General features: G+C 63.2%; 9 protein-coding genes. 1 reads left to right on the top strand and 8 read right to left on the bottom strand.

The window, feature by feature from the left end; all coding sequences use genetic code 11:
* Nucleotides 1–4: 4 nt before the first annotated feature.
* From pta to DQG17_RS17630, 7 genes are all read right to left on the bottom strand, one after another.
* Nucleotides 5–1,015 (bottom strand): phosphate acetyltransferase, encoded by a 1,011-nt coding sequence (gene pta, locus DQG17_RS17660; protein ID WP_116134202.1) that lies wholly within the window; start codon nucleotides 1,013–1,015, stop codon nucleotides 5–7.
* A 97-nt stretch (nucleotides 1,016–1,112) separates the two neighbouring features.
* Nucleotides 1,113–2,894, bottom strand: a complete 1,782-nt coding sequence (xsc, locus tag DQG17_RS17655) for a sulfoacetaldehyde acetyltransferase (protein ID WP_116134201.1) — start codon at nucleotides 2,892–2,894, stop codon at nucleotides 1,113–1,115.
* 86 nt (nucleotides 2,895–2,980) lie between these two features.
* Nucleotides 2,981–4,498, bottom strand: coding sequence for a tripartite tricarboxylate transporter permease (locus DQG17_RS17650; protein ID WP_116134200.1), 1,518 nt, complete (start codon nucleotides 4,496–4,498; stop codon nucleotides 2,981–2,983).
* A 17-nt stretch (nucleotides 4,499–4,515) separates the two neighbouring features.
* A complete protein-coding gene (locus DQG17_RS17645; RefSeq protein ID WP_157973655.1) occupies nucleotides 4,516–5,103 on the bottom strand; it encodes a tripartite tricarboxylate transporter TctB family protein in 588 nt (195 codons plus the stop codon).
* Between the two features lie 10 nt (nucleotides 5,104–5,113).
* Complete coding sequence (locus DQG17_RS17640) at nucleotides 5,114–6,070, bottom strand: tripartite tricarboxylate transporter substrate binding protein (protein WP_116134198.1); 957 nt, start codon at nucleotides 6,068–6,070, stop codon at nucleotides 5,114–5,116.
* Between the two features lie 129 nt (nucleotides 6,071–6,199).
* Entirely contained in the window at nucleotides 6,200–7,726 is a 1,527-nt protein-coding gene (locus tag DQG17_RS17635; protein WP_116134197.1) for an AMP-binding protein, read from the bottom strand.
* Nucleotides 7,723–9,132, bottom strand: coding sequence for an aldehyde dehydrogenase family protein (locus DQG17_RS17630; protein WP_116134196.1), 1,410 nt, complete (start codon nucleotides 9,130–9,132; stop codon nucleotides 7,723–7,725). The genes DQG17_RS17635 and DQG17_RS17630 overlap by 4 nt, the downstream gene beginning before the upstream one ends.
* 375 nt (nucleotides 9,133–9,507) lie before the next feature.
* On the opposite strand from DQG17_RS17630, the gene DQG17_RS17625 reads away from it, so the two are divergent.
* The gene (locus tag DQG17_RS17625) at nucleotides 9,508–10,539 is read left to right on the top strand and encodes a LacI family DNA-binding transcriptional regulator (protein ID WP_232829492.1); all 1,032 of its coding nucleotides are present in this window, start codon (nucleotides 9,508–9,510) and stop codon (nucleotides 10,537–10,539) included.
* 77 nt (nucleotides 10,540–10,616) lie between these two features.
* Here the strand turns inward: DQG17_RS17625 and DQG17_RS17620 are convergent, their stop codons facing one another.
* Complete coding sequence (locus tag DQG17_RS17620) at nucleotides 10,617–12,434, bottom strand: ABC transporter substrate-binding protein (RefSeq protein ID WP_198666181.1); 1,818 nt, start codon at nucleotides 12,432–12,434, stop codon at nucleotides 10,617–10,619.
* Nucleotides 12,435–12,442: the final 8 nt, after the last annotated feature.

Here is a 12,442-nt window from a genome sequence, read left to right as displayed (position 1 = left end):
TTTTTCACGCGGCAATCCGCTTCATCGCGGCCGACTGGGCGCCGGTAATGGCAATCATCCGATAGACATCATCAACGCTGCATCCCCTCGACAAATCGTTTGCCGGACGGGCAAGTCCCTGAATGATGGGACCGAGGGCCATCGCGCCGCCCAACCGCTGGGCGATTTTATAGCCGATGTTGCCCGCGCTGAGGCTTGGGAAGACAAAGACGTTCGCGTTGCCGCCAAGGATCGAGGCAGGTGCCTTCGAGGACGCGACATCGGGCATCAATGCGGCATCGAACTGGATCTCGCCCTCGATCATCAGGTCGGGTCTGCGGTCCCGCACCAGTCTTACCGCCGTATTGATGCGGCCGATCGATTCATGCGCGGTATCGGGAACGCTGCCGAGGGTCGAGAACGACAGCATCGCGATCCGCGGCGTCTGGCCTGTCAGCGCGGTCAGCGACCCGGCCGAAGCGATGGCGATGCTCGCCAGCTCGACCGCCGTCGGCTGCAGGATCAGCCCGCAATCGGCAAAGATCACCGGCCGGCTGAACGGAGCGCCGAGCAGCATCAGAAAGCAGCTTGAAACGACATCGGCCGTCTCGGCCTTGCCGACGATCTGCAGGGCAGTCCGCACGGTTTCCGCGGTCGTCGCGACGGCGCCGCCAATGGTTCCGTCGGCATCGCCCTGCCGCAGCATCATCGCCGCAAACCCCAGCGGTGAGCGCATGACCTTGCGCGCCTCCACCATGTCGACGCCCTTGTGCCGCCGCAGAGCATGATAGGCTGTGGCATAGTCCTCGATCCTGTCAGAGGCTTCGGGATCGAGCACGTCGATCTCTGCCTGCCCCGCTGCCCCGGCGATCCCGCGGCGCACCCTGTCGGTTGCCCCAAGCAAGGTGATCCGGGCCAGACCCTCGGCGCCGGCGCGAACCGCCGCTTCGGCGACGCGCGGATCCTCGCCCTCGGACAGCACGATATGCGGCCGCGCCGTCCGGCAGAGAGTGGCAATATTGTTCAGAACCGACATCGCGCGCTTGTCCTCTTGCGTTCAGCAGGGCCGGGCACGGGGACCGTCACAGTCCCCGTCTCCCCGGTGTCCCGGCACTCCCGACGGCCCTCCACCATCAAAGGCGGGGGGTCTGGGCCACGAAATCGGCCTTCGAGATTCCGGCCACGACGACCGGTTTCTTCATGGCGTCCCGCCGGAAGGGCTCGCCAAGCTCCTGGTTCAGGACGACTTCGATGAAGGTCGTGATGCCGTCCTCCATCTGTTCCTTCACCGCAGTCCTGAGCGCCTCTGTCAGCGCCTCGGTCCCGGTGACCTGCACGCCCTTCAGACCGCAGGCATCGGCAACCTTCGCATAGTTCACGCCGAGGTTCAGTTCGGTGCCGACGAAGTTGTCGTCGAACCACAGCGTCGTGTTCCGCTTCTCGGCGCCCCACTGGTAGTTGCGGAAGATCACCATGGTGATCGCCGGCCAGTCGTTGCGCCCGCAGGCCGTCATCTCGTTCATCGAGATCCCGAAGGCGCCGTCGCCCGCGAAACCGACGACAGGCACGTCCGGGCATCCGATCTTGGCGCCAAGGATCGCCGGCAGGCCATAGCCGCAGGGGCCGAACAGCCCCGGAGCCAGGTATTTCCGGCCTTGCTCGAAGCTGGGATAGGCATTGCCGATGGCACAGTTGTTGCCGATGTCCGAACTGATGATCGCATTCGCCGGCAGCGCGCTCTGGATCGCGCGCCAGGCCTGACGCGGGCTCATCCGGTCCGGTTCGCGGGTTCGGGCGCGCTCGTTCCAGCTGATGCCGTCATCGTCGTCCTCGTGATCCATCGAGGCGAGTTGCTGGGCCCAGGCCGACTTGGCATAGGCCACCATGTCCTCGCGTTGCTTGCGCCCGGCGTCGCCTGCCTGCTCCGACAGGCCGGCAAGGATTGCCTCGGCCACCTTGCGCGCATCGCCCTGAATGCCGACCGCGACCTTCTTGGTCAGCCCGATCCGGTCGGCGTTGATATCGACCTGGATGATCTTTGCGTCCTTCGGCCAATATTCGGTCTGATAGGCCGGCAGCGACGAGAACGGATTGAGCCGGGTGCCGAGGGCGAGGATCACGTCGGCCTTGGAAATCATGTCCATGGCCGCCCTGGAGCCGTTATAGCCGAGCGGTCCGCAGGACAGCGGATGCGACCCCGGAAACGCGTCATTGTGCTGATAGTTGCAGCAGACAGGCGCCGACAGCCGCTCGGCCAGTTGCACGGCGACCGGGATCGCACCCGAAAGCACGACGCCCGCCCCGTTCAGGATCACCGGGAACTGCGCACCGGACAGCAGGCTGGCGGCCTCGGCAATCGCTGACGGATCGCCCGGCGGATGGTCGATCCGCACGATCTGCGGAAGCTCGATATCGATGATCTGGGTCCAGAAATCGCGTGGCACGTTGATCTGCGCCGGCGCCGCGCCCCGGAACGCCTTGAGGATCACCCGGTTCAGCACCTCGGCGATCCGGGTCGGATCCCGCACCTCCTCCTGATAGCAGACGCAATCCTTGAACAGCGCCATCTGCTGCATTTCCTGAAACCCGCCCTGGCCGATGGTCTTGTTGGCGGCCTGCGGCGTGACCAGCAGCAGCGGCGTGTGGTTCCAGAAGGCGGTGATGATCGGCGTTACCATATTGGTGATGCCGGGGCCGTTCTGGGCGATCGCCATCGACATCTTGCCGGTGGCGCGGGTGTAGCCATCGGCGCTCATGCCGGCGTTCACCTCATGCGCGCAATCCCAGAACTTGATCCCCGCGGCCGGGAACAGATCGGAAATCGGCATCATGGCCGACCCGATGATCCCGAATGCATGTTCGATCCCATGCATCTGCAGGACTTTCACAAACGCTTCTTCGGTCGTCATCTTCATGAATGGGTCTCCTCGTATTTCCGTGAGCGGCCGCACAGACAGATGGCGCCGACGCCGCGTGCAGGCCTTTGGTGGTGCGGAAGGATCTAGACGTTGAATCTTTCCTTGCGGCCCAGCAGACGCCGGGCGATCGGCTTGAGAGCTGGCCAGAGCGACCAGCACACGAACACCAGCGCAAGAAACAGGATCGTCGCGCTGATCGGACGGACGAAGAAGACGGTCCAGTCCTGATGGGCATTGGCAAGCGAGGTGAGAAAGTAGCGTTCGGCCAGCGGTCCAAGGATCACGCCCAGCACCATCGGTGCGGTCGGAAAACCGATGCGTTTCATCCCCCAACCCAGAACACCGAAAGCAAGGCAGACATAGACGTCGAAGACGTTGTTGCGAACGCCGTAGGCACCGACAACGCTCAGGACCACAATGAAGGCGGCAAGGATTGCGGGCGGCGTCCGCATCAGGGTCGAAAACACCTGCGCCACCCCGATGCCGGCCACGATCATCAGCAGGTTGGCAATGATCATCGCGGCAAAGATCGTATAGACCATCGACGGATCCATGATGAACAAAAGCGGTCCCGGATTGACGCCGTGGAGCATCATCGCGGCCAGCATGATTGCGGTCGCCGCACTGCCCGGGATGCCAAGCGTCAGCAGCGGCACCATTGCGGCCCCGGTTGTGGCATTCTTGGCCGCTTCCGGCGCCGCCAGCCCTTCATCCACGCCGGTCCCGAATTCCTTCCCGCGCTTTGACACCTGTTTCTCGACGCCATAGGCAATGACTGCCCCCGGGGTCGCGCCGGCGCCCGGAATGACGCCGATCATGCACCCCAGCCCGGTTCCCCGCAGGATCGCCCCTTTCACGTTCAGGATGTCCCGAAAGCTCACGCCAAGGCCCTTGCCGTCGATCTTCTTCGGCCGCAGGTCGCGATTGGTCGCCAGCAGATCGACCACTTCGCCGATGGCGAAAAGGCCGATCATCACGACGACAAAGCGGACGCCGCTTTCCATCTCCGGGACACCGAAGGTGAACCGCGCCTGACCATACAGAGGATCGACACCAACCGTGCCGACGGCGATGCCGAGAAGCAGGGAAACCATCGTGACCAGCGGCTGGTCCTTGGCAATGGCGATGACACTGACCAGACCGAGAAGCGTTGCCGCGAAGAACTCGGGTTGCGAAAACCGCAGCGCGAAGGTCGCAAAGGGCGCCGACAGGAACGCCAGAACCAGCGCACTGACCAGCCCGCCCGTTGCCGAGGCGGTGACCGCGATTGCCAGCGCCCGCTTGACGTTGCCCTGCCGCGTCATGGGATAGCCCTCCCAGGTGGCGGGCAACGACGCGGGCGTTCCGGGGACGTTGATCATGATCGCAGAGATCGATCCGCCGAACACACCCCCGACATAGATCCCGCCCAGAAACAGCATGGATTGGGTGGGTTCCATGACATAGGTGAACGGCAATGCCATGGCCATCGCGTTGACGAACGAGATGCCGGGGATCGCGCCTGCAACGACGCCGACGAGCAGCCCCGTGACAATGGTCAGGAACGGCCAGAACTGGAACGCAGCCTGGAAGCCGCCGGCCAAAAGATGGATCGTACTCATGTTTCGGGCCTTTTCTGTTAGTAGATGCCCAGAAGCTGCAACAGAGCGATGCTGAAGCTATTGAAGACGCCGACCCCACGGCTGAGCGGCATCAACGCGAGCCCCATGAACACCCACAACAGGGCATAGGTGCCGAGAAGCGAGACGGGGATGACGACAAGAGGCTTGCGCACGCCGCCAAAGACGCACCAAAGCGCGATGAAGGCGGCGGTGGTCAGCGCAAAGCCGGTCAGGGGCAGCAGCCAGCCATAGGCGACGATCATGACGAGGCCGCCAATGGCCTTGGCATAGGAATAGGAAAGATCGTCATCCGGCGGAGACAGGGTTGTCGTCCGGCCCGCACGTCCGAGCACCCATATTTCGCGCGCGAGCCAAAGTGCCGCAAAAAAGGACATCCCCTTCAGGATGGCATCGGGCCACGCCCCGGGGCCAAGGCCGATCTTGCTCGGGTGCTGGTCGCCCTCGAACATGAACAGGGGCAGGACCAGTCCCAGCACAACAAGCATCGCCGGCAAGACCGTCGGCAGCAGCACACGCAGGCCGGACGACTGCGCCCGTCCGACCTGCGCATCGGTCCGGTGGTCCGAGGTCAATCGGTTTTCCACGCGACCGCCCTCAGGAACCGAGCTTCGCCGCGATGACATCCTTGAAATCACGCACCATCGCCTGCGCGGCCTCTCCGGTCACCGGCTCTATGCAGGTGTAGGTCTTCTTGCAGAACGCATGCCATTCGTCCGAGGCCGCGACGTCGAGGATCGCGGATTGCAGTTTGGCGACGATCTCGTCCGGCACGTCGGCGGAAACCGCGATGCTGCGGAAGTTGTCGAGGCCGGAGATGTCGATGCCAAGCTCGGCCGAGGTCGGGACATCGGGAAACTCGGGATGCCGTTCGGTATCAAAGACCACCACGGGGATCAGTTGTCCGGCTTCCACGAATTGCGCAACGTCACCGGGCTCCTCGTAGATCGCCGAGGTGTGACCGCCGATCGCAGAGGCATAACGCTCGGCAGGCGCCTGCAGTGGAACGTTCGCCAGCGCGACGCCGGCATCGGACAATATCTTGAGCGTCACGTCATCCTGAGTGCCATAACCCGAGGTCGCCACAGTGATCTCGCTGGGATGTTCCCGCGCGTAGGCGAAAAGCTCCTCGGCAGTCTTGTAGGGGCTGTTTGAGGACACGAACAGGAAGGAGGGCGAGCTTTGCGCGACCGCGATGACGCGGAAATCCTCGGGTTCGTTGTCACCAAGCCCGGCAGCCCACGAGGCGACGGTGAGCGAGATGAGCGTGCCCATCGTATACCCGTCCGCCGCGTTGGTCCGCAGCGCCGTCAGCCCGGCATTTCCCGATGCACCGGCAACGTTCGAGACCGGAACCGGTACGCCAAGCGGCGCTTCGAGGAAACGGGCCATTTGCCGGCCCATCAGGTCGGCGCCGCCGCCGGGACCGAAGGTCACGATCAGTTCTATGGGTCGGTTCGGATAGTCCTGCGCAGGTGCTACCGTCGCGAAGGCAAGCGTGCCTGCAACGAGCGACAGGCCCAGTGCCATTCTGGTGTTCGATTTGCGGATCATACAGTGTTCCTCCCTTTGTATTTCCCTGAATTTCTGCACTTTTTTATCCCAGGGGACCTGGTCGTCACTCATGACGCAACCGCGTCAACCCTCCCGATTTCCCTCCCCCGTCTTTCGGTCTGGATGCGTTTACCCCGTTATCTGCGCAAGCCTCAGCCGCTGGATCTTCCCCGATGGGCCCTTCGGCAGGTCGTCGAGGATATGAATGACGTCCGGGCTCTTGAACCGGCCCAGCCGGTCCTGGCACAGGCGGATCAGGTCCTCTTGCGTCAGTGCCGAGCCTTCGCGCAGCTTGACGGCTGCCTCCACAGTTTCCCCATAGCTCTTGCAGGGGCGCGCGAACGCCGCGGCCTCGATCACATCGGGATGCGCATAAAGCGCCTCGTCGACTTCGCGGGGGGCGATGTTTTCTCCGCCCTTGATAATCAGTTCCTTGAGGCGTCCGGTGACGAAAAGGTAGCCGTCGCTGTCGATTTTTCCCAGATCTCCGGTCAGAAGCCATCCGTCGCCGATCAGTGCGGCCGCCGTCGCTTCGGGGTTCTTGAGATAGCCGCGCATGACATTCGGCCCCCTGACCGCGATCTCGCCTTCGACGTCCGGCGGCTGTGGCACCCGCGCCGTCGACAGGATCGCCACCTCGTTGCCATAGGCCTTGCCGGGCGATCCCAGCTTGCGCACGCCCGGCGGCAACGGATTCGACAGGATCTGCGCCGAGGTCTCCGTCAGGCCCATTGTCTCAACAATCGGAATGTCGAAGCGGCGTTCAAAGAACTCCTGAACCTCGGGCGCAAGCGGGGACGAGGCGGACCGGCCAAACCGGATGCGGGCACGCGTCGCCGCGTCAGGATCGGCCTCGCCGTGAATGAGATACGAGATGATCGTCGGCACCACCGAAAACCACGTCACCTCGCAGGTTGCGCAGATCGACCAGAACCGCGCCGTCGAAAACCGGTCGCAAATCACGACCGTTCCGCCCGAAACCAGAGGCCCCATGATCGTCACGCATAATCCGTTGATGTGGCAGATCGGCAGGACGCAGAGCGCGCGGTCGTCCGGACCGAGTTCATGGGCGAGTGTCGTCGTCCAGCCGCCGGCAAGAAGGCTGCGGTGAGAGTGCACCACGCCCTTTGGCCGCCCGGTCGTCCCGGAGGTGTACATGAGCAGCGCGTCATCTTCGGCGGTGTGGTCGTGGAGCGTCCCGGCAACGCTCGCCTGCGGCCATTCGATCTCGCTTGCCACCCGGATCGGGCGGGCGTCGACCTTGTGCGCGGCAGTCGCGCTCTCGAATAACTCCTGCTGCGCCGAGCCGACCAGCACATAGCCGGCCTCGCAATGGGACAGCGCATAGCCGACCGCCTCCGACCCGGCGGCAAGATTGATCACCGTGGCGCGAAACCCGCCGTAGAACACCCCGAACAGACACAGGATGCCTTCGCGACTGTTGGGCACCATGAGCGCCACACTATCGCCCTTCGCGATGCCAAGGCCGGTGAGGTGCCGGGCGATATCGGCCGCCCCGTCGCGCAGCTCGCCCCATGTCAGATGTGGCGCGCCGTCCGGAAACAGATGACTGGTCGTCTGGCCCGTTGTTTCGGCCCGATAATCGAGCCAGTCGCGCACCGTGCCTTCGGGAGGGGACGACGCGAGCAGCCTCATTTGCCCGCCTCCGCCCAATAGTCTGCGAATATCTCGTCAAGCGACGGCTCGCGCGGGGGGATCGGCCGGATAATCCGCGTTTTCTGAAGAAAATGCCGCCAGTGCAGGTTATCGTCGATCGAGTTGCCGCCCCAGCTGCCGCAACCCATCGACAACGAGAACGGCATGCCGTTGTCAAAGGAACCGCCGGTAGCAAAGCAATGCGCCTGATTGACGATCACCCGGCACGTCGGTATCTGGCCGCCAAGGGCGCCGGGACGGTCCGGATCGCCGGTATGGATGCCGATCGAATGACCGGCCCCCTGATGCGACAGGATGCGTCGGGTGATCTCGACGGCGTCATCATAGTCTTCGGCGCGGTAAAGCGCGACGACGCGGCTGAGCTTTTCGCCTGAAAGGGGATGGTCCGGGCCGATGCCCGCGGTCTCGACCGCGATGAAGCGGGTGTCCTCGGGCACCTTGCCGCGAAGGCCGAGCTTTTCGATCATCACATCGGCATCCGTGGCGATGATCTCGCGGCTCAGGTGACCGTCCGGCCAAAGCCGACCGATGATGCCAGGCGCTTCGGAGGACGGCAGGATTGCGCCGCCCTCTGCGGCCATGCAGTCCAGAAATGCGTCATAGATCGCGTCCACGACCACAAGCGCGTTCTCCGAAGAGCACGAGGTGGCGTTGTCAAAAGTCTTGGAGGCGGCAATCTTGCTTGCGGCTGCGGCCAGATCGGCAGTCTCGTCGACGATGACGGTCACGTTACCGGCGCCGACGCCGATGGCTGGCGTCCCGCTGGAATAGGCGCGCCGGACATTGTCCTGACTGCCGGTCACGACGGCAAGATCGGCGGTCTCCAGCAGCCGCTGCGTTCTTGCCTTGCCACCGGGCGCAGGGATCATCTGCACCAGATCCCGGTCCTCGCCAATCTTGTCGAATTCGGCGTGGATATAGTCCAGCAGCAGCTCGCAGCAGGCGACACCCTTGGGCGATGGCGACAGGATGATCGCATTGCCGCATTTGACCGCATTGATGATGTTGTTGGCGGGGGTGGCGGCCGGGTTGGTCGAGGGCACGACGGCACCGATCACGCCGAGCGGACGTGCGATCTCGGTTATGCCGGTCTCCGGATCGTCGGAAAGAACACCGTATGTCCGCACGACCCCGATATCTCGCATCAGCCCCAGCGTCTTGCGGTGGTTCTTGGTAATTTTGTCGGCAACATTGCCAAGGCCCGTCGTCCGCACAGCCAGCTCTGCAAGGGCCTTGTTGCGCGACGGTTCCATGATCGCCCAGGCCACAGCCTGCGCGGCCCGGTCATAACGCGCCTGGCTTCCGCCCGCCTCATAGGCAGCCTGGGCCGCACGGGCCTTTGCCATCACCTGATCGACGGCGACGGTATCGTCGTGAACATTCATGGCAGTCACTCCCAAGGCAAAACGCTGGACGCCGCATGGGGCCGCCGTCTGCTGCAGGCGTCGAACCCCTGCTCGATGCGGCAACCGGCCGATGCATTCCGATATCTGGCCGACCAGCCCGACGGTCGCCCTATGCCAGACCCCTCCTGACACCTGCGAGACCTGCCAGACGTTGCGCCTGACGTGGGAACAACGGCTCCCGGGACAGTCCCCGCCATTGCTGGCGCAGGACGGCTGAATTGCTCGAACATCGATTTCCCCTCCCGCGCCGGGGTCGCTTTCCTCAAACCTGTCCCGGCGCTTGACTTCCAAACTAGGTCATGAAAATAGTTTTGCAAATGTTTTCATATATTTCCAGAAATGTCTGAAAAAGCCATGAAAAAACAAGGCGAAAAGATAGACATCGTTTCCGTTTCCCGCCTTGTCGGGGTCTCGCCGGCAACGGTGTCTCGCGCGATCAATCACCCCGATCTGGTGCATCCGGCGACTCGGAAAAAGATCGACGCGGCGATCCGCAAGACCGGGTACATCCGCAACCGCGCGGCCCAGACAATGCATGGACGGCGAAGCGCGACCATCGGCCTGATCGTTCCGACCGTGGATCACGCGATCTTCGCCGAGGTCGTCCAGGCGTTCAGCGACGCGGTCAGCGAAGAAGGATTCACCGTCCTTCTGGCGACCCATGGCTATGATCTGAAAACCGAATACAACGTGCTCCGAAAACTGCTCGAACATCGGGTCGACGGGGTGGCGCTGATCGGGCTGGATCACAGCGCCGATACCTATCGGCTGATCGAGCAGCAGGGCGTTCCCGCACTCGCGATCTGGAGCTATGCGCCCGACTCGCCGATCTCCAGCGTCGGCGCCGACAACACCGAGGCCGGACGGGTAGCCGCGGAACACCTCGTTCTTCTCGGGCATCGCCGGATCGGCATCGTCTTTCCGCCAACGGCCGAGAACGACCGCGCCCGGGCACGGTTCGAAGGGGCGACAGCCGCCTTTGCCGCCGTCGGCATCGACGTCCCGGTCGAATGGATGGGCCGTTCGCTTTACAGCATCGCGCAGTCGAAATCGGTGTGTCTGGATCTGCTGCGCCGGTCAGAGCCGCCCTCGGCCCTGCTCTGCGGCAACGACGTGATCGCGCAAGGCGCTGTCTCGGCCGCGATGACGCTCGGGCTGAACGTTCCTCGCGACATCTCGATCATCGGCATCGGCGACTTCGCCGGGTCGGCCGACATGATGCCGGCCCTGACGACCGTGCGAATCCCGGCCGGCCGCATCGGATCTCTGGCCGGCCGGCATCTGATCGACGCCATCGCCAGTCCGGATTCGCTGAACGTCGTCAGAACCAGACTCGACGTGGAACTGATGATGCGCGCAACGACGGCGCCGCCGAAGCAACGCTAGCAATGGTCCTCCGGCCGGTCAGGCCCTGATGATGGCACGTGCGGCGGGGCAAAGGGAAACCTCGGCCCTCACCCGGTTCACGCAACAGCGCCAAACCACGGAGGCACAAGGAAGTTCCGGTCTTCGATGGCGGAAGGCGACAAGAGTTGCTGTCGGCCATTCTGGATCTGGAAGATCAGGTGGGGGTGGCTGAGCGAAGGATCGACCGAAGACAGATCGGGCGAACTCACGGACTGTCCGGCGTTGTCCATGAAGTACATGCCGTTCACGCCACGATATGGAACCTTCCGCAAGGCGTCCGACACCAGGCGAAACCCGCGTGGATCGCCGGTTTCATGCCAGGCCCGCGCGAGAAGGTGAACGCGGTCATAGGCGAGCCCGGCGTGGGAATGGCCGGGATCGCGGCCATGCATATTTCTGTAGGCTCTCTCGAAATTCGTGTTCGCAATCGTATCCGCGCGCCCGGTTGTCGTGGCCCAGATCACGCCATTTGCAGCAGCCCCAAGCTCTTCCCGATAGGCCGGAATTGACGGGCCATAGAGCGTGTAGATCAATGCCTGCCCGGGATCTGCGAGGTAGTTTCGCAGGAACGCGATGTTTTCTTCAGGAAAATAATAGGCCAGAAAGACCGCACAGGGGTCGATATTGTGCAGGCGCCGTTGAACATCGGTCCAGTCGATATTCTTGACCGGCAGGTCGTTGATGACGTCGAGCTTGAACCCGCGGCGCTCGGCCATGGCCTCGACGCGATCGATCCCGATATCCATCTGGGACCACTTGGGCTGGATGATCGCGATGCGTCGATTGTGCGGGGTCCACTGCCTGGATGCCTCGAGCTGATCGAGGAACTGGATGAAGCGCGGTCCATACCCTGTGTCGCTGGGGCAGATCTGAAAGATATTGCTCAGCCGGTCCGGTTCCTGCCGGACCCGCTCGACCATTGCCTCCATTGTCGCACAGTGCAGATAGGGCGCGCCATAATCTGCCATCCGGTCCTGTATCTGGATTTCGGCGACGGAATAGCCGCTGGCAATCGCATCGACTTCCTGGTCGATCAGGTAGTCGACCGCGCGCAGGACACTGCCTGGATCCCCGATGTCGCAGGACACTTCATGCAGTTCGAGCGGCCGTCCCAATACGCCACCGGCGGCATTGATTTCGCTTACGGCCAGGCGAGCGCTCATCATCATTTCACGGGCATCGGAGGCCGCGAGCCCCTTGAGGCTGAGAGGCGTCCCGATGGTGATCGGTTTGGGGCGGTTCGCAACGGCCCGGCGCCGCGATACCGGACTGACAGGTTCCTCGACGTCGAGGAGCCCCGCAGTCAGCGGCTGAAGATTGCGCCCCCCGCCCGGCGTGGGCAACCGCAAGAGCCCATAATCAACCGCAAGCGTTGCCGCCGCAGTTCGGGTCAATCTGCCAAGTTTGACGAGTATGTGCTCGACATGCGTGGTGACGGTGCGCAGCTTGATGTCGAGACAATCCGCGACGTGCTGGTTCGCGTGCCCGGCCGCAATCAGCGTCAACACGTCCAGTTCACGAAGCGTCAGGCCGAAGGGCGAGGACGTGCTCACATGGACCTGAATCCGTCCCATCTCCTTGCCAAACGCATCCGGCAAGGCGTGCATCGAGACGAGGTGCCAGAGTTCGGCGTCGTCAATGAAGGTGTACCTGACAGTTGTGCGGCCAGACGCAAGGAAACGACGCGCATGCGCGGCCAGTATGGCGTTTTCTTCAAAGAAGTTTGCCTGGTCCGCATCGGTGGAGGTGACGTTGATCGCGCCGTCACGGGTGACCGTGGCGGATATGTACGTCTGCGCTGGCACATCGGCTTTCGTACTTTTCACGTCGCATCTCCAATCCAAGATGCCCCCAAGCTGAGAGCCTTCCCACAAAAAGAGAA

The sequence above is a fragment of the Tropicimonas sp. IMCC34043 genome, assembly GCF_003390845.1.
Classification (GTDB): Bacteria; Pseudomonadota; Alphaproteobacteria; order Rhodobacterales; family Rhodobacteraceae; genus Tropicimonas.
The sequence above is the reverse complement of the archived record's forward strand: the minus strand, read 5'-3'. Positions and strand labels throughout refer to the sequence as shown.

Coding starts and splice junctions, on each gene's coding strand:
- pta (WP_116134202.1), bottom strand. CDS start 1,015: ATGTCGGTTCTGAACAATATTGCCACTCTCTGCCGGACGGCGCGGCCG.
- xsc (WP_116134201.1), bottom strand. CDS start 2,894: ATGAAGATGACGACCGAAGAAGCGTTTGTGAAAGTCCTGCAGATGCAT.
- DQG17_RS17650 (WP_116134200.1), bottom strand. CDS start 4,498: ATGAGTACGATCCATCTTTTGGCCGGCGGCTTCCAGGCTGCGTTCCAG.
- DQG17_RS17640 (WP_116134198.1), bottom strand. CDS start 6,070: ATGATCCGCAAATCGAACACCAGAATGGCACTGGGCCTGTCGCTCGTT.
- DQG17_RS17635 (WP_116134197.1), bottom strand. CDS start 7,726: ATGAGGCTGCTCGCGTCGTCCCCTCCCGAAGGCACGGTGCGCGACTGG.
- DQG17_RS17630 (WP_116134196.1), bottom strand. CDS start 9,132: ATGAATGTTCACGACGATACCGTCGCCGTCGATCAGGTGATGGCAAAG.
- DQG17_RS17625 (WP_232829492.1), top strand. CDS start 9,508: ATGAAAAAACAAGGCGAAAAGATAGACATCGTTTCCGTTTCCCGCCTT.